At 69.4% G+C, this 16522-nt stretch carries 19 protein-coding genes; 8 read left to right on the top strand and 11 right to left on the bottom strand.

The window, feature by feature from the left end; translation table 11 throughout:
• Positions 1-2: 2 nt before the first annotated feature.
• Positions 3-800, bottom strand: a complete 798-nt coding sequence (locus tag Q0V34_RS05435) for a crotonase/enoyl-CoA hydratase family protein (RefSeq protein WP_297508911.1) — start codon at positions 798-800, stop codon at positions 3-5.
• A 173-nt stretch (positions 801-973) separates the two neighbouring features.
• On the opposite strand from Q0V34_RS05435, the gene Q0V34_RS05430 reads away from it, so the two are divergent.
• Together Q0V34_RS05430 and Q0V34_RS05425 are read left to right on the top strand one after the other, a co-directional pair.
• On the top strand, positions 974-1336 hold the full coding sequence (locus Q0V34_RS05430) for a response regulator (protein ID WP_297508908.1): 363 nt from the start codon (positions 974-976) through the stop codon (positions 1334-1336).
• A 50-nt stretch (positions 1337-1386) separates the two neighbouring features.
• Positions 1387-2001 (top strand): pyridoxamine 5'-phosphate oxidase family protein, encoded by a 615-nt coding sequence (locus tag Q0V34_RS05425; RefSeq protein ID WP_297508905.1) that lies wholly within the window; start codon positions 1387-1389, stop codon positions 1999-2001.
• Here the strand turns inward: Q0V34_RS05425 and Q0V34_RS05420 are convergent, their stop codons facing one another.
• The 3 genes from Q0V34_RS05420 to Q0V34_RS05410 form a co-directional block, all read right to left on the bottom strand.
• Positions 2002-3540, bottom strand: a complete 1539-nt coding sequence (locus Q0V34_RS05420) for a cation:proton antiporter (protein ID WP_297508901.1) — start codon at positions 3538-3540, stop codon at positions 2002-2004. It lies immediately after the preceding gene.
• 111 nt (positions 3541-3651) lie between these two features.
• Positions 3652-4080, bottom strand: a complete 429-nt coding sequence (dksA, locus tag Q0V34_RS05415) for an RNA polymerase-binding protein DksA (protein WP_297509227.1) — start codon at positions 4078-4080, stop codon at positions 3652-3654.
• 212 nt (positions 4081-4292) lie between these two features.
• Positions 4293-4727: a flagellar assembly protein FliX gene (locus Q0V34_RS05410; RefSeq protein WP_297508899.1), complete on the bottom strand. Its 435-nt coding sequence runs from the start codon at positions 4725-4727 to the stop codon at positions 4293-4295.
• A 220-nt stretch (positions 4728-4947) separates the two neighbouring features.
• On the opposite strand from Q0V34_RS05410, the gene Q0V34_RS05405 reads away from it, so the two are divergent.
• Genes Q0V34_RS05405 through Q0V34_RS05395 form a run of 3 tightly spaced genes read left to right on the top strand, consistent with a single transcriptional unit; the run spans position 4948 to position 6863 of the window.
• Positions 4948-6072 (top strand): flagellar basal body P-ring protein FlgI, encoded by a 1125-nt coding sequence (locus Q0V34_RS05405; RefSeq protein WP_297508896.1) that lies wholly within the window; start codon positions 4948-4950, stop codon positions 6070-6072.
• Complete coding sequence (locus Q0V34_RS05400) at positions 6072-6410, top strand: rod-binding protein (RefSeq protein WP_297508893.1); 339 nt, start codon at positions 6072-6074, stop codon at positions 6408-6410. Before Q0V34_RS05405 ends, Q0V34_RS05400 begins: the two co-directional genes overlap by 1 nt.
• Before the next feature lie 3 nt (positions 6411-6413).
• Positions 6414-6863 carry a flagellar basal body protein gene (locus Q0V34_RS05395; RefSeq protein WP_297508890.1) on the top strand — a complete coding sequence of 150 codons (450 nt, stop codon included), beginning with the start codon at positions 6414-6416 and terminating at the stop codon, positions 6861-6863.
• A gap of 15 nt (positions 6864-6878) precedes the next feature.
• Here Q0V34_RS05395 and Q0V34_RS05390 read toward each other — a convergent pair whose 3' ends face one another.
• The 3 genes from Q0V34_RS05390 to Q0V34_RS05380 are packed head-to-tail and all read right to left on the bottom strand — an operon-like array spanning position 6879 to position 9203.
• Complete coding sequence (locus tag Q0V34_RS05390) at positions 6879-7553, bottom strand: methyltransferase (protein WP_297508886.1); 675 nt, start codon at positions 7551-7553, stop codon at positions 6879-6881.
• The gene (locus Q0V34_RS05385; protein ID WP_297508883.1) at positions 7550-9133 is read right to left on the bottom strand and encodes an ABC-F family ATP-binding cassette domain-containing protein; all 1584 of its coding nucleotides are present in this window, start codon (positions 9131-9133) and stop codon (positions 7550-7552) included. The genes Q0V34_RS05390 and Q0V34_RS05385 overlap by 4 nt, the downstream gene beginning before the upstream one ends.
• The gene (locus tag Q0V34_RS05380) at positions 9090-9203 is read right to left on the bottom strand and encodes a hypothetical protein (RefSeq protein WP_297509225.1); all 114 of its coding nucleotides are present in this window, start codon (positions 9201-9203) and stop codon (positions 9090-9092) included. The genes Q0V34_RS05385 and Q0V34_RS05380 overlap by 44 nt, the downstream gene beginning before the upstream one ends.
• 134 nt (positions 9204-9337) lie before the next feature.
• Between Q0V34_RS05380 and Q0V34_RS05375 the strand changes: the two genes are divergently transcribed.
• Positions 9338-9802 carry a DUF1203 domain-containing protein gene (locus Q0V34_RS05375; RefSeq protein WP_297508880.1) on the top strand — a complete coding sequence of 155 codons (465 nt, stop codon included), beginning with the start codon at positions 9338-9340 and terminating at the stop codon, positions 9800-9802.
• On the opposite strand, the gene Q0V34_RS05370 is transcribed toward Q0V34_RS05375, so the two are convergent.
• Positions 9799-9963, bottom strand: coding sequence for a hypothetical protein (locus Q0V34_RS05370; protein WP_297508877.1), 165 nt, complete (start codon positions 9961-9963; stop codon positions 9799-9801). The two genes, Q0V34_RS05375 and Q0V34_RS05370, sit on opposite strands and share 4 nt — an antisense overlap.
• 285 nt (positions 9964-10248) lie before the next feature.
• Here Q0V34_RS05370 and uvrA point away from each other — a divergent pair, with 285 nt between their 5' ends.
• The gene (uvrA, locus tag Q0V34_RS05365; RefSeq protein WP_297508875.1) at positions 10249-13155 is read left to right on the top strand and encodes an excinuclease ABC subunit UvrA; all 2907 of its coding nucleotides are present in this window, start codon (positions 10249-10251) and stop codon (positions 13153-13155) included.
• A 112-nt stretch (positions 13156-13267) separates the two neighbouring features.
• Here the strand turns inward: uvrA and Q0V34_RS05360 are convergent, their stop codons facing one another.
• Entirely contained in the window at positions 13268-14176 is a 909-nt protein-coding gene (locus Q0V34_RS05360) for a hypothetical protein (protein ID WP_297508871.1), read from the bottom strand.
• A gap of 143 nt (positions 14177-14319) precedes the next feature.
• On the opposite strand from Q0V34_RS05360, the gene Q0V34_RS05355 reads away from it, so the two are divergent.
• Positions 14320-14934 carry a glutathione S-transferase gene (locus tag Q0V34_RS05355; RefSeq protein WP_297508868.1) on the top strand — a complete coding sequence of 205 codons (615 nt, stop codon included), beginning with the start codon at positions 14320-14322 and terminating at the stop codon, positions 14932-14934.
• A gap of 57 nt (positions 14935-14991) precedes the next feature.
• On the opposite strand, the gene Q0V34_RS05350 is transcribed toward Q0V34_RS05355, so the two are convergent.
• Both Q0V34_RS05350 and Q0V34_RS05345 read right to left on the bottom strand, forming a co-directional pair.
• Positions 14992-15867: a hypothetical protein gene (locus Q0V34_RS05350; RefSeq protein WP_297508865.1), complete on the bottom strand. Its 876-nt coding sequence runs from the start codon at positions 15865-15867 to the stop codon at positions 14992-14994.
• On the bottom strand, positions 15868-16522 hold a 655-nt coding region (locus Q0V34_RS05345; protein WP_297508862.1), incomplete at its 5' end, for a hypothetical protein. It lies immediately after the preceding gene.

Genomic DNA, 16522 nt, shown 5'->3' with positions numbered 1-16522 from the left:
CCTCAGGCGCCCTTGAAGACCGGCGTCCGCTTCTCGAGGATCGCGTCGACGCCTTCCATGTGGTCCTCGGTGTGGTGGGCGATCGCCTGGGCGGCGGCGCTCATCTCCATCAAGGTGTCGTAGCTGGCGGTCTGGCCGTGCTTGAGCAGGCTCTTGGCCATGCGCAGGGCGTGCGGCGGCTGGGCCGCGATCCGCTCGGCCAGGGCCAGGGCCTCGCCCATCAGGTCGGGGTGCGGCACGGCCTTGCTGACCAGGCCCCATTCGGCGGCCTTGGCCGCGTCGATCACGTCGCCGGTGAACAGGAGTTCGGCCGCGCGGCTCATGCCGATCGTGCGGGGCATCAGCCAGGCGCCGCCGTCGCCGGGGATCAGGCCCAGCTTCAGGAAGGTGACCCCGAACTTGGCCGTGTCGGCGGCGATGCGGATGTCGGTCATGCAGGCCACGTCGCAGCCCAGGCCGATCGCCGCCCCGTTCACCGCCGCGATCGAGGGGACCTCCAGGCCGTAGATGGCTCGAACAATGCGGTGGATGTTCTTGCGATAGCCGTCGCGCACCGCGACGCCGTTGCCGCCGAACGCCCCCTCGCGGGCCTTCATGGCCTTGACGTCGCCGCCGGCCGAGAAGGCCTTGCCCGCGCCGGTCAGGATCACGCAGCGGATGTCCTGATCGTCGTTGATCGCCTCGCACGCCGCCGCGACTTGATCGCCGTCGCCGGGCGCGCCCAGGGCGTTCATCGCCTCGGGACGGTTCAGAGTCAGGATCGCGACGTGGCCGCGCATTTCGGTCAGGACCAAGGACAAGGCGAACTCCCTCCGGGACTTGTTTTGCCCTTCATAGACTGCTTTGTCGGTCGCGCGCATCAGAGCTCGCGGATACAACCTGAGCGGATAAAAACATCACGAAAACGCGACTGGCGAAGTTACCCGCGCCGTCATTGAAATACGCCTTGGGACGAGAACGAAGGCTACGGCGAATGACCGAGCACGCGAAGGCCCGCCACGTGTTGATTATCGAGGACGAGATCCTCGTCGCGTTCGAGGTCGAGGCCCTCCTGGCGGAACAGGGCTTCACGAGTTTCGATATCGCCGACAGCCCGGCGGACGCCCTGGCGCTCGCCCTCGCCAATCCCCCCGACCTGATCACCGCGGACTATCGCATCGTCGGCGGCACCGGCGAGGAGGCGGTCGAGGCCATCCAGCAGCGCCTGGGCCGCATTCCGGTGGTCTATGTCACTGGCAACGCCGAACAGCTGCGCGGCCGGCTGAACCCGATCGTCGACAAGCCGATCTCGGCCCGTCGCCTGCGCGAGGCCTGCGCCCGGGCCTCGGCCGCCTGAGATTGTCCCCCTCGCGCCCGCGCCGTACAAGCGCGGGACGGGAGGACGCGATGCACGAGATCACCAGCCTCGAGGCCCTGGAGGCGCTCTACCAGCCCCAGCCCGCGCCGGCCTCGACCGTCAAGGTCACCGACCACATCACGCTCCACTACGCGGCCCTGATACAGGCCTCGCCGTTCGTGGCCCTGGCCACGGTCGGGCCCGAGGGCCTGGACTGCAGCCCGCGCGGCGACCTGCCCGGCTTCGTCCGCATCGCCGATCCCAGGACCCTGATCCTGCCCGACCGGCGCGGCAACAACCGGATCGACAGCCTGCGGAACGTGGTCCGCGACCCGCGCGTGGCGCTGCTTTTCCTGATTCCGGGCTCGGGCACGACCTTCCGGGTCAATGGCCGCGCGGTGCTGAGCGCCGATCCGGATCTGCTGGAGACGTTCGCCGTCGACGGCAAGGCGCCCAGGACGGCGATGATCGTCACGGTCGAGGAGGCCTATTTCCAGTGCGCCCGCGCCATCGTCCGCTCGGGCCTGTGGAAGCCGGAGAACCACATCGATCCGAAGAGCCTGCCCACGCCCGGCGCCATGCTGGCGGCGGTGACGGCCGGCGCGGTCGGCGGCGAGACCTATGATCGCGAATGGCCCGACCGCGCCGCCAAGACGATGTGGTGATCAGCTCTCCTCGATCTGGCGCTCCTCGTCGCGGCTGATCGCGACCTCCTGGAAGTCCAGCTCCTCCTGCAGGATCAGGAAGGCGTCGGGGCCGACCTCGCCGGCTTCGCGCAGCGCCTCCAGGCGCAGGCGCTGCTTCCAGAGAACCTTGAGGCCGGTGGCGCGCAGCGCTTCCAGCGGGGCCGCCACCGCCTCGGCCGCCGGCTCCGTCACCGCGGCGAACCGATAGCGCCAGTGGTCGACCGCCGCGCCCTCGCCGCGCTCCAGCACCCCGAGCGCGTGACGGGCCATGTCGGCGCGGGCCTTGGACAGTTCCTCGTCGAGCCCGTTGTCGCCGTCGAGCCTGAGCAGATGGACCAGCGGCGCCAGGGTCAGCCCCTGAAGGACCAGGGTCGCCAGCACCACGGCGAAGGCGGTCAACACGATCAGATCGCGCTGCGGGAAATCGCTCGGCAGCGCGAAGGCCGTCGCCAGGGTGACCAGGCCCCGCATGCCGCACCAGCCCACCAGGATTCCATGACGCCACCCGGCGGCGGGATAAGGCCCGCGCAGGATCGGGAACCGCTTGGAAAGGCTGAGATAGGTCACCGACCAGACGATCCTGACCACGACCAGACACGCCACCACCGCCGCCGCGAACATCGCGGCCTCCATCAATCGCTCGCGCGGCATGGCCGTGACGATGGTGCGGGCCTGCAAGCCCATCAGCAGGAAGGCAAGAACGTTCAGCAGGAACACCGCCGAGGTCCAGACCGCGAAGCTGTGGATCCGAACGCGCGGCGGCGTGCGCAGGCCCGCGTCGCGCGCGACGGCCATGGCGAAGGCCACCAGGCACAGGACCGGCGACAGCCCCAGCCGCTCGGCGATCAGCCACGCGCCGAAGCAGGTGACGAACTCGGCGACATTGCCGCCCAGGGTGCCGGTGATGAACGGGTGGACGACGCGCAGCACGCGCGCCAGCAGGACGCCGAGCAGCACGCCGCCCGGCGCGGCCAGGGTCAGGCGGATCGCCAGGCCCTGGTCGATCTCGCCGCGCGCCTGGAACGCCAGGGCCGCCGAGAACAGCAAGAGCGCGGTGGCGTCGTTCAGCAGGCTCTCGCCCTTCAGCACGGCGGTCGAGCCGCGCGGCATGCGCACGCTGCTCATGATCGCCGTGGCCGCCGCCGCGTCCGGCGGCGCGACGATCGCGCCCAGGGCGATGGCGGCGGCGATCGGCAGGCCGGCCAAGGTCACGCCCAGCCACGCCACCGCGCCCGCGCTCAGCAGGACGGCGATCACCGCCAGGGCGAACAGCGGCCGCCACAGTCGGCGCACGTCGCGGACGGGAAAGTCGAACGCCGCGTCCACCAGGGCCGGCGCGATGAACAGGGCCAGCGCCGTGTGCGGCTCGATCGAGATCTTGGGCGCCCCCGGGATCAGGGCCAGGCCGACGCCGGCCGCCGCCAGCATGGTCGGATAGGGCGCCTTCAGGCGTCGCGACACCTGCAGCAGCACGATGGCGGCCGCCAGCAGGGCCAGCAGGCTCTCGAAGAAGCTCAAGGGGTCACTCCGGCGGCGAGGCGCGAGCTTACGCGCCGGGGCTCAAAACAAAAGCGGCCTTGGGCTCCCCACCCAAGGCCGCTTGAAACACATCAGTCGCCCAAACGATGCTTAGTCGTCGCGGTGGACGCGCTCGCGGCGTTCGTGGCGCTCCTGGGCTTCCAGGCTGAGCGTCGCCGTCGGGCGAGCGTCCAGTCGGGCCAGGCCGATCGGCTCGCCGGTCTCCTCGCAATAGCCGTAGGAGCCATCCTCGACCCGGCGCAGGGCCTGGTCGATCTTGGAGATCAGCTTGCGCTGGCGATCGCGAGTGCGAAGCTCCAGCGCGCGGTCGGTTTCCGAGGACGCGCGATCAGCCAGGTCGGCGTGGTTCTCGGTTTCTTTCTGGAGATGGGCGACCGTCTCGCGAGATTCGCGGAGGATCTCCTCTTTCCAGGCCAGCAGCTTTTGCTTGAAATACTCAAGCTGCCGTTCGTTCATAAAAGGCTCGTCCTCGGAAGGACGGTAGTCAGACTTCTCTACTAGAACAGTGGCCGTTTGCATCAACGCCTCACGCCCCAATGAACTCAGCCCTCGAAGGCCGGGTGCTTATACCAAAAGGTGCGCCGCGTTCAATGAACCTCGCGTGAGCGGCGCGTTCAGCGCGCGTCTCTCGCCCGCAAGGGCCGCCAACACGGCGCGGACCACGGTAAAACGCGCGAAAAGGCTTGGCGTCGCGGGCGAAACCGAGCTTTCGAATCCCCGCCCGCGCCACGTCAGCCGCCCCGCGCCTGAAGCTTGGCCAGTTCCACGGCCGCGCGGGTCTCGATTTCATTGAGCACGCCCTCCAGACGAGGATCGTCGGTGTTCTCGCGCTGCTCGCGGATGGCGCGCGACAGGCGGTCCAGGGCGCCGTGCGAGATCTCGCCGTCGATCAGGGCGATTCTCACCTCGCCCAGGATGTCCAGGATGTGATCGGCGCGGCGCACCGCGCGCTTGCGGCGCTCCAGCGGGCTTCCGACGGCGCCGGCTTCCTGCAGGGCCAGCAGCGCGTCGACCGAGCCGACGCCCGACAAGCCGCCGACCACGGCGGTGCTGGCCGCGCCGCTGGCGGCGTTCACCGAGGGAAGAGAAAAGCCCGACGATCCGCCGGCGGGCCGGGCCCGCGACGCGCCGGTCGCCGAGACGCCCCCCGTGCTGGAAACCTTCATCCGACAGCTCCAAAAAGCCTTAGGCCGCGAGTCACTGATCTCGCCACCCTGGCATAATCGGCGCGGCGCGCTTGAAGTATGGTTAATGCCGGGCAGATTCTGCCGTTCGGCGCCGCCCGCCCGGCCGACGAAGCCGAAAGCCCTTGCGCGACAAGGCCTTGAGTTTGGCCCGCTTCTGGCATGGAGCCCGCCGGGGACGTCTCCCCGCATCGGGACCGCCATGCCGCGTTCATTCTTTCGCACCGTTCTTCGCCCGGCCTTGGCGGCCTTCGCCGCCGTCGCCTGCCTCGTCGCCGCTCCCGCGTTCGCCAAGTCGCGGATCAAGGACATCGTCGCCTTCGAGGGCGTGCGCGAGAACCAGCTGATCGGCTACGGCATCGTGGTCGGCCTGAACGGCTCGGGCGACAGCCTGCGCAACGCGCCGATGACCAAGCAGAGCCTGGAGGCGATGCTGGAGCGTCAGGGCGTCAATGTCCGCGACGGCAACCTGAACACCAAGAACACCGCCGCGGTCATGGTCACGGCCAATCTGCCGCCGTTCTCGGCCGCCGGCTCGAAGGTCGACGTCACCGTCTCGACCCTGGGCGACGCCAAGAGCCTGCTGGGCGGCACCCTGCTGGTCACCAGCCTGCAAGGCGCCGACGGCCAGACCTACGCCGTGGCGCAAGGCACCGTGCAGACCGGCTCGGTCTCGGCCGGCGGCGCCTCGGGCAGCTCGATCACCAAGGGCGTTCCGACGGCCGGCCGCATCGCCGGCGGCGGGGTCATCGAGCGCGAGACCGGCTTTCAGATGGTCAATATGGACATCATGCGCCTGACCCTGCGCAATCCGGACTTCACCACCGCCCGCCGCGTCGCCGACGCCATCAATCAGAAGTTCCCGGGCTGCGCCCAGGCCCAGAACCCGACGATCATCGCCACCCGCGCCCCGCCCGGCATGGACATGATCAGCTTCATGACCAACATCGAGAACCTGGAAGTCGAGCCCGACGGTCCGGCCAAGGTGGTGATTGACGAGGTGGCCGGCGTCATCGTCATGGGCGACGACGTCCGCATCAGCAAGGTGGCCATCGCCCAGGGCAATCTGACGATCTCGGTCCAGGAGAGCCCGGCCGTCAGCCAGCCCGCCCCGTTCAGCCAGGGCCAGACGGCGGTGGTCCCGCAGTCGACGGTCAAGGTCGACGAGGAAAAGGGCAAGCAACTGCTCACCCTGGGCGGCTCGCCGTCGCTGAAGAGCCTGGTCGGCGGCCTCAACGCCCTGGGCGTCACGCCGCGCGACATGATCTCGATCCTGCAGGCGGTGAAGGCCGCCGGCGCCCTGCAAGCCGACATCGAGGTGATGTGATGAGCTTTATCTCAAGCCTCGCGACCCAGATCGCGCCCCAGGTCAACACGATCGCGACCGCCGCCAAGCAGATCGCCTCCACGGCCGAGGACGCGGCCAAGCGCGCCCGGGTCAAGGCCACGGCCGAGAACTTCGAGGCCTCGTTCATGTCCGTGATGATGCAGCAGATGTTCGACGGCGTGAAAACCTCGGCCCCGTTCGGCGGCGGTCAGGGCGAGGAGATGTTCAAGTCGGTGCTGACCGACGCGATGTCCAAGCAGATCACCAAGGCCGGCGGCGTCGGCCTCGCCTCCACCATCCAGCGCGAAATGTTGAAGCTTCAGGGTCTGAAGGAATAAGCCATGGCCATCGCCGCTATCGACGCCGACGATCGCGTCCACCAGCTGATCCTGCTGACCGAGCGCCTGACCGACCTGATCGCCAAGGAGGCCGCCGCCTTCGAAGCCCACCGCCCGCACGAGGCCGCGCAATATGTCGAGGAGACGGCCAAGCTGGCCAATGTCTATCGGCACGAGTCGATGCGCGTCCGCGCCAATGTCGCCCTGGTCGAGAGCGCCAGGCCCGAGCTGCGCGCCCGCCTGCTGCGCGCCACCGAGGCCTTCGACGCGGTTCTGGCCCGCCAGTCGCGCGCGGTGAACGCCGCCCGGATCGTCACCGAGGGCCTGGTCCACGCCGTCGCCCAGGAAGTCGCCAACCAGCGCGCCGCCCCGGCCACCACCTATGGCGCCGGCGGCCTGGTCAACGACCGTCCGCAGACGAGCGCGGCGATCACGCTGAACCGAAAGGCCTGAGCGGCGCCCTGATCCTCACCCCGCGCCCGTCGACGGGCGAGGATCGCGCGCCGCCTGGACGAACGCGAACACCGCCGCCGCCCGCGCGACGCCGGCCGGATCACCGAAATCGGCCACTGGATACTCGGCGATCACGCGCAGGCGTTCCGTCGGAAGGTGCGCCCGGAACGGATCGCCGATCAGCACGGCCAGCCCGGCGTCAGCGCAGCGCGCCAGGAACGCCGTGACCCGCCGCGCCAGGTCCGGCTCATAAAAGAGATCCCCCACCAGCAGCAGATCGACGTCCGGCGGCGCGCCAGCCGTCAGGTCGCCATGGATCGGCCTGACGCGCGCGCCGTTCGCTTCGGCGTTCAGGCCGATCGCCGCGATCGCGTAGGGATCGACATCGGCGGCGCTGACCTCAATGGCGCCGGCCAGAGCGGCGGCGATGGCCACCAGGCCCGAACCGGCGCCGAGATCCAGCACCCGCTTGCCGGCGACGGTCTCCGGATGGTCCAGCACATGCCGCGCCAGGGCCAGCCCCCCGCCCCACGGCCGCGTCCAGTACGGCGAGCCGAAGTCCGGATCGGCCTTGGCCAATCGCGTCAGCCCGCTGCGCGGCCCCGCCAGATGCAGACGGATCTCGGGAACGCCCGGAACGGGCGCCAGCGGCAGACGCTCGCGAATGAAGGCGGCGACATCGGGCCTCATGCGCCGCCGCCGAGGCGAATCCGACGCTCGACGCCGATCGCCGCGAGAAAGTCCTCGTCGTGACTGACCACCAGCAGCGCGCCGTCGTAGCCCGACAGCGCCGCCTCGACGGCCTGGATCGAGGCGAGATCCAGGTGGTTGGTCGGCTCGTCCAGGATCAAGAGCCGCGGCGGGCTGGCGGCGCACAGCACGCAGGCCAGGGCCGCGCGCAGGCGCTCGCCGCCGCTCAGGGTTCCGGCAAGCTGGTGGGCGGCGGCGTTGCGGAACAGGAACCGCGCCAGCGCCGCGTGCGCGTCGTTGACGCTGGCGGCGGGGTTCAGGCGGCGGAAGTTGTCCAGGATGGTCTCGTCGTCGCTCAGCAGCGCGGCCCGCTGGTCCAGGAGAGCGGCGGGAACGGCCCGGCGGACCCGTCCCTTCGTCGGGCTCAGCTCGCCGGTCGCGAGCCGGATCAAGGTGGTCTTGCCCGCGCCGTTGCGCCCCGACACCGCCACGCGCTCCGGCCCCGTGATCTGGAACGAAACGGCCTGGATCACCGGATCCGCCGACGGCCAGGCGAAGGCGACATCATCGAAGGCCAGCACGATCCGCCCGTCCGGCAATCCGCACGGGGGAAGGTCGAAACCCAGGTCCCTGGCGCGCTCGACCCGGGCCTCGGCGGCGGCCTTGGCCTCGCGCGCCTCGGCGGCCAGCTTGTCGGCCAGACGCCCCTCCCGCGCGCCGCTGGTCTCGGCGCGCTCGGCCATGGCGCCGAGCAGGATCTTCGGCGTTCCGCCGCGATCGGCGAAGCGGCGCCCGGCCGCGTCCCGGCGGTCCTTGCGCTCGCGGGCGATCTGGCTCTCGCGCGCGACGCGACGGACCTCCTTTTCGGCGTGGTCGAGGTCGCGGCGAGCGGCCTGGGCCTCCAGGGCCTTGCGCTCGGCATAGAGCTCGTAGCCGCCGCCGTACGACCTGGCCCCCAGCGACGACAGCTCCACGATCCGGTCCATGCCCCGCAGCAGCGCGCGGTCGTGGCTGACGACCACCGCGCCCCCTCGCCAACGCGCCAGCACGCGGGCCACCATCGCCTTGGCCTCGGCGTCGAGATTGTTGGTCGGCTCGTCCAGCAGCAGCACGTCGGGCCGCGCGATCAGCAGACGCGCCAAGCCCGCGCGCGTCGCCTGGCCGCCCGACAGCGCCGTCGCGGGGCGTTCAGGGTCGAGGTCGGCCAGACCCACCTCGGCCAGGGCCTCGTCCAGCCGCGTCGGCAGGTCCCAGTCGGCCTCGGCCAGATCGGCCTCGTCGCCCTGGCCGCGCGCGATCCGTTCGAGGCGGTCCCACGCCGCGCCGACGCCGAGGAGGTCGACGAGCCGGGCCCGGCGCGGGATCGCCTGCGCCAGCATCGCCGCCTCGCCGGTGCGGGCGACGGTTCCGGCCAGCGGCGGACGCGCGCCGGCGATCAGCGCCAGCAAGGTCGACTTGCCGGCCCCGTTGCGTCCGACCAGGCCGATCCGCTCGGCCCCGACCGTCAGGTTCAGGTTTTCGAAGAGAAGCCGGCCGTCAGGCGTGGCGGCGGCGACGGAGTCCAGGGTGATGAAGGCCATGCGAACCCACGGTCAGGGTAACGGGAAGGGCGAAGCGGTCTTCCGTCTTGCTGATCATGGGCGCCTCCATCGGATGGGAAGGGGCGGCTTCTACGCCGGCGAACGGCGTTGGGCAAGCAAAGCCATCGCCCGGCCCCGACCGCAAGGATCGGGTGTCGCCGATCGGCGCCAGGCGCGACAAGGCGGGCGAAAGAGGAGTTCCCAATGACCTACGCCGTCACCAGCCTGCCCGCCGAACCGTTCGCTCCGCTGTTCGGTTTGGACGACGACGCGCTCGCCGCCCGGGGCGCCCGCCGCGTGATCGCCGACGCGCCGCTGGGCTTTCCCTGCCGCGTCAGCCTCGACGACGCCCGACCGGGCGAGACCCTGATCCTGGTCCATTACGAGCACCAGCCGGCCCCGACGCCGTTTCGCGCCAGCCACGCCATCTTCGTGAGGGAAGGCGTCCAGCCCGTCGCGACGGTCGGCGCCATGCCGCCGGCCCTGCGCCGCCGGCTGCTGTCACTGCGCGCTTTCGACGCCAACGACATGATGATCGCCGCCGACATCACCGAGGGCGCCTCGGCCGACGCGCTGATCGCGGCGATGTTCGAGGATCCGGGGATCGCCTACCTGCACGCCCACTACGCCAAGTGGGGCTGCTACGCGGCCCGGATCGACCGCGCCTAGTTCGGCGTCATGTTGTGGAGCACCCACAGCAGGGAGCCGACGCCGCCGCAGAACACCAGGCCGTCGATGACGATCGACCGCGGCTTGCCGGCCTTCAGCGCGTTGAACGCGTCGTGCTTGGCCTCCTGCTTGGCGCTGGCGGCGGCTTCTTTCTTGGCCATGGGATCGGCTGTCCTCTCGGTCGCCCCTGGGGCTCGAACTTGGCCGTTAGACCATGCGCGAGCTGAAGAACCCGCTTACAAACAGGGTTTAGGGATTGCGAACGGCTCAGGCCCTCATCAGGGCCACGAAACGGAGCGCCCCTGCTGACACTCGCTGTCAGCAGAAGCTTCGCCTCGCGCGCGCGACATTTGTTCGCGCCTTGTTCTTGTGTTAATCCCCGCGTCGGGCCCTACATATAGCCGTTGCGCCGTGAGCCTTCTCATGGCCCGAACGTTCCGGGAAACATGGCTGAACAACTGAACTTCATCCGCGTGCGCGGCGCGCGCGAGCACAATCTGAAGGACGTCAGCGTCGACATCCCGCGCGGCGAGCTTGTCGTGCTGACCGGGCTGTCGGGCTCGGGCAAGTCGTCCCTGGCGTTCGACACGATCTACGCCGAGGGCCAGCGCCGCTATGTGGAGAGCCTGTCAGCCTATGCCCGCCAGTTCCTGGAGCTGATGAGCAAGCCGGACGTCGACCTGATCGAGGGCCTGTCGCCCGCGATCTCGATCGAGCAGAAGACCACGTCGCGCAACCCCCGCTCGACCGTCGGCACGGTGACCGAGATCCACGACTACATGCGCCTGCTCTGGGCGCGGGTCGGGGTCCCCTACTCGCCGGCCACTGGCCTGCCGATCGAGAGCCAGACCATCAGCCAGATGGTCGACAAGATCACCGCCCTGCCCGAGGGCACGCGTCTCTACCTGCTGGCCCCCGTCGTTCGCGACCGCAAGGGCGAGTACAAGAAGGAGATCGCCGAGTGGCAGAAGGCCGGCTTCCAGCGGCTGAAGATCGATGGCGAGTACTATCCGATCGAGGACGCCCCGGCCCTCGACAAGAAGTTCAAGCACGACATCGACGTGGTCGTGGACCGCGTGGTGACCAAGCCCGATATGGAGCAGCGTCTGGCCGACTCCATCGAGCAGGCGCTTCGGCTCGCCGATGGGCTGGCGGTGGCCGAGTTCGCCACGATCGAGGAGGGCGAGACCGAGCCCAGGCGCATCCTGTTCTCGGAGCGCTTCGCCTGTCCGGTCAGCGGCTTCACGATCGCCGAGATCGAGCCTCGGCTGTTCTCGTTCAACAATCCGGCCGGCGCCTGCCCGGTCTGCGACGGCCTGGGCGCCAAGCTGGCCTTCGACGCCGATCTCGTCATCCCCGACAAGGACAAGAGCCTGCACAAGGGCGCGGTGGCCCCCTGGGCCAAGGGTCCCTCGCCGCTCTACACCCAGACCCTGCAGGCCCTGGCGCGCCACTACGGCTTCTCGATGGACGAGCCGTGGCACAAGCTGTCGCCCGACGCGCGCGACGTGGTGCTGAACGGGTCCAAGGGGACCAAGATCAAGTTCGTCTATGACGACAACGCCCGCAAATACGAGGTCGACAAGCCCTTCGAGGGCGTGCTGCCGAACCTGGAGCGCCGCTGGCGCGAGACGGACAGCAGCTGGGTGCGCGAGGAACTAGGCCGCTATCAGTCCGACACCCCCTGCGAGACCTGCCACGGCAAGCGCCTGAAGCCCGAAGCCCTGGCCGTGAAGGTCGACGGCAAGGACATCGCGGAAGTCTCGAACCTGGCCATCCGCCCGGCCCGCGACTGGTTCGCCAGCCTGGACGGCAAGCTGACCGACAAGCAGATGGAGATCGCCCGGCGGATCCTGAAGGAGATCAATGATCGCCTGCGGTTCCTGGTCGATGTCGGCCTCGACTACCTGAACCTGTCGCGCGGCTCGGGCACCCTGTCCGGCGGCGAGAGCCAGCGCATCCGCTTGGCCAGCCAGATCGGCTCGGGCCTGACCGGCGTGCTCTACGTGCTGGACGAGCCGTCGATCGGCCTGCATCAGCGCGACAACACCCGCCTGCTGACCTCGCTGCAGGGCCTGCGGGACCTCGGCAACTCGGTGCTGGTCGTCGAGCACGACGAAGAGGCGATCCTGACCGCCGACTATGTGATCGACATGGGTCCGGCCGCCGGCGTCCACGGCGGCGAGATCGTCGCCCAGGGCAAGCCGGCCGAGGTGATGGCGAATCCCAAGAGCCTGACCGGCCAGTACCTGACCGGCGCCCGCGAGATCGAGGTGCCCGAACAGCGCCGGCCGATCAGCAAGAAGAAGGTGCTGAAGGTCGTCGGCGCCTCGGGCAACAATCTGAAGAACGTCACGGCCGAGATCCCGGTCGGCACCTTCACCTGCATCACCGGCGTGTCCGGCGGCGGCAAGTCGACCTTCACGATCGAGACCCTGTACAAGGCCGCCGCGCGACGGCTGAACAACGCCAGCGACGCCCCCGCCCCGCACGAGCGGATCGAGGGCCTGGAGCACTTCGACAAGGTCATCGACATCGACCAGTCGCCGATCGGCCGCACCCCGCGCTCGAACCCGGCGACCTATACCGGCGCCTTCGCGCCGATCCGCGAATGGTTCGCGGGCCTGCCCGAGGCCAAGGCGCGCGGCTACGAGCCCGGCCGCTTCTCCTTCAACGTCAAGGGCGGCCGCTGCGAGGCCTGCCAGGGCGACGGCGTCATCAAGATCGAGATGCACTTCCTGCCCGACGTCTACGTCACCTGCGACATCTGCAAGGGCAAGCGCTACAACCGCGAGACCCTCGACGTGGTGTTCAAGGGCAAGACCATCGCCGACGTGCTGGACATGACCGTCGAGGAGGCCGCCGACTTCTTCAAGGCGGTGCCGCCGATCCGCGACAAGATGGAGACGCTGAAGCGCGTCGGCCTCAGCTACATCAAGGTCGGCCAGCAGGCCACGACCCTGTCGGGCGGCGAGGCGCAGCGGGTGAAGCTGTCGAAGGAACTGTCGCGCCGGGCCACCGGCCGGACGCTCTACATCCTCGACGAGCCGACCACCGGCCTGCACTTCGAGGACACCAAGAAGCTGCTCGAGGTGCTGCATGAGCTGGTCGACCAGGGCAACACCGTGGTCGTCATCGAGCACAATCTCGACGTCGTGAAGACCGCCGACTGGCTGATCGACTTCGGCCCCGAGGGCGGCGACGGCGGCGGCCAGATCGTGGCGGTGGGCTCGCCCCAGGACGTGGCCAAGGTCGAGGCCAGCTGGACCGGCCGCTACCTGAAGGAGCTGCTCGACCGCCACGAGGAACGCCGCAAGGCGCGGGTGGCGGAGCTGAAGAAGGCGCGGGCTTAGGGACGTCGGACCGAAACCTCGCCCTTCGACAAGCTCAGGGTGAGGTTTCTACCGCGACGCTGGAATTCGTCCTCACCCTGAGCCTGTCGAAGGGCGAGGACGGCGCCTCCGACTACCAGCCCCCATTCCCCTCCGCCCCGGCCTCGCGCGCCTTCAGCTCGCGATAGATCGTCGGCGCGGGGCCGAAGACGATCAGGGTGGTCAGCACCGTGATCAGGCCCGAGAACAGCGCCTGGACAATGCCCGCCGGCGTGAAATAGGCCCGCAGCGAGCTGGTGTCGGCCCGCATCATCCGGCCCGTGGCGGCGAAATCGCCCGAGGCGATTAGGCCGATCGCCGAGACGATGGTCCAGATCAGCAGGACGACGATCACGCTCATCACGCCGGCCAGCAGATAGGCCCCCAGCAGCGGCCAGAACATCCCCTTGGTCTCCGGCAGCGAGCGGAACAGGGTGATCTTGCCGGTGTCGAAGGTGACGGCCGAGGCGAAGGACAGCCGGACCGCCAGATAGATCGTCGCGCAGACCGCGCCGATGATGAACAGCAGGGCCAGGAAGGCGCCCGCCCCGCCGCCGAGACCGGCCATGAAGCCGGAAAGCGCCGAGCCGACGAACAGCACGCCCATCAGAACAAGGCTGACCAGAAGCCACACCGCGGCCTGCCTCAGCTCGGCCGCGCCGAGGCGCAGATAGGCCGCGCGGTCCTCGTGATGGCGCAGCACCAGCCGGTTCAGCGCCGCGAAGATGATCCCGTTCAGGGCCAGGCTGTAGGGCAGCGACCAGAGCATCAGCGGCGACAGGGCCGAGCTGAGGCGAACGAACTCGTCCGGGTCCGGATTGGTGTTGTCCTGCAGGTACGAGATGAACGCCTCGAGCTGTCCGCCGAAGAACTGGATGGCCAGGGCGTTGGAGATCACCGACAGCACCGTCATCGCGGCCGCCCATATGGCCACCGTCTTCAGGTTCTCCCGCACCAGGCGGAAACCGGAAAAGGCCGCGTCGGAGGCCGAAAACTTGGACATGTCGCGCTCGTCTGATGGTGAACGGCCGCAAGGCTAAACGGGTTCGCGCCGCTTCGACAGGCCCGAAGACCTTATTTTCACATGGGGTTGCGACCTGGCCGGGCAAGCCTCTAACGTTTGTTCGAAACGGTCGGGAGGACGACATGAAGCTCTATGGCGAGGCGCTGCCCGCGCCCAATCCGCGCCGCGTGCGGATCTTCCTGGCCGAGAAGGGTCTGGAGGTGCCGGAAATCCGCATCGGCCTGCGCGAGGGCGGGCACAGGACGCCCGAGCATCTGGCGCGCAACAGCCTGGGCCAGGTGCCGGTGCTGGAGCTGGACGACGGGACGACGATCAGCGAAACGGTCGCCATCTGCCGCTATTTCGAGGTGCTCCACCCCGACCCGCCGCTGTTCGGCGTCACCGCGCTGGAGCAGGCGCAAGTCGAGATGTGGACGCGGCGTATCGAGCTGCGCCTGACCGTGCCGGTGGGCATGTTCTGGCGACACGCCCATCCGTTCACGGCGCATCTGTTGAAGCAGAACAAGGACTTCGGCGAGTCGAACCGCGAGGCCGTCGACAAGATCCTGCGGTGGCTGGACGGCGAGCTGGCGGACGGCCGCCCCTATCTGACCGGCGAGACCTACACGATCGCCGACATCGCCGGCCAGACGACGCTGGACTTCGCCGACTTCATTGGCCTGGCCACGCCGAGCGACGCCAGGCACGTCCTGGCCTGGCGCGAGCGGATGGCCGGCAGGTCCAGCGCCAGCGCGTGAACCTCGCCCCGCGGCGAGCTCTGAGGACGATCAAGGCGGCGACCTGAGCAGAAAACCTCAGTCGTGCAGGCCGGCGTCGATCTCGTCCTGGTTCAGCTGACGGAAGGCGACGGCGACGGCCGCGTTGACGACCACCATCTGGAAGGTGACGACCAACGGGGCCAGCAGCACGTCCAGCAAGGCCGTCAGCAGCTGGCGCGAATAGCCGGCGAAGCCGTTGCGGCCCAGGGCGCTGGTGATCAGCCAGGCCAGGGCCGAGGCTATCCGTGAGCAGGCGAAGTACAGGACCAGGCTCAGCACCACGGCCAGCACCCAGAGCAGCACCAGACGCCAGAACTGGCCATGGGTCTGCACCCAGGCGGCCCGGACGTCGATGTGGTGGTGCGAGAAGGCGTGCGGGCCCAGCAGCGACAGCCGCACGGCGACCCAGCTGGAAAACCCGATGATGGCCAGGGTGCCGAGCGTGGCGAACCAGCCCTGCGCCGGGCCCGACAGCAGGGCCGTTCCCAGCACCAGCACGCCGGTCGGAATGACCGTGACGCTCAGGGCCACGCCCCACGTGATCAGCGAGACGACCAGCAGGCGCAGCTCCTCGCGCCCGAAACGCAGATAGAAGAACCGGTCGTTGGCCGGCTCGAGCACCGAGCGGATGATGGCCGCCGACAGCACCGAGCCCAGGAACAGCGCGATGGCGATCAGCACCACCATCACCCCGCCCAGGCTGGAGACGATGTTCAAGACGTCGCGCGGGTCGGCCGAGCGCGCCCGGGCGGCGATGTCATGCAGTCCGTCGGGACCGATGGCGACCTTGACGAACAGACCAAAGACCAGCAGCGCCAGCAGCCAGAAGGCGGCCCAGGCGATCACTGTCCCGGGCTTTCGCCGCATGGTGCGCAGGCCCTCGAGGGCGGCGTCGGTGGGGCGAACAGACATCTAGGCGTCCCGCGAAACCGCGCTCTGGCGGTAGAGATGAGCCAACGCGCCGGTCCAGGCGGGCAGGGTGTAGAAATAGGTGACGACCGCCGCCAGCGCCGCGAGGGCCGCGCCCGATCCGGGGATCGCGGTCAAGATCGCGCTGGCCAACAGCACCGGCGCGACGATGGCCAGAACGGTGACGAACAGGACCGGCACGCGGCCGCGCGTCAGCGGAAACGCGCTCAGCACCCGCACGCCGGCCTGGTCGACCGTCGCCGGCGCGGCGAACGACAGACGCAGGCCGAGCCAGATCAGGATCGCCAGGCTGGCGAGGGGCACCACCACCAGGATCAGACCGGCCGGACCGGCGCTGGCGAAGGCCGTCTTCCAGCCCGCGATCGTCCCGGGATCGAAGTCCGGCGCGGCCGTGCGCGCCACGCCCAGGGCGACTCCGCCGACGATCACCATCAGGATCGCGCCGATCAGCAGGAAGAGACCCAGGATCATGAGCTGCGCGGCCAGCAGCCGCCACTCGTCGCGCCCCCAGCGCAGACCCTTCAGCCCCGCCTCGCGCGCGAAGGCTCGGCGGAACAGCGCGCCTTGAGCCAGGACGCTGGCGAGCACTTCGCCCGCGAGGCGCGCGCCGGGCGGCAGCGCACCGGTCGCCGCGCTG

Source organism: uncultured Caulobacter sp. (genome assembly GCF_947036865.1).
Lineage (GTDB): Bacteria > Pseudomonadota > Alphaproteobacteria > Caulobacterales > Caulobacteraceae > Caulobacter.
Note: the sequence above shows the minus strand (reverse complement) of the source record. Positions and strands in the feature narration are given on the sequence as shown.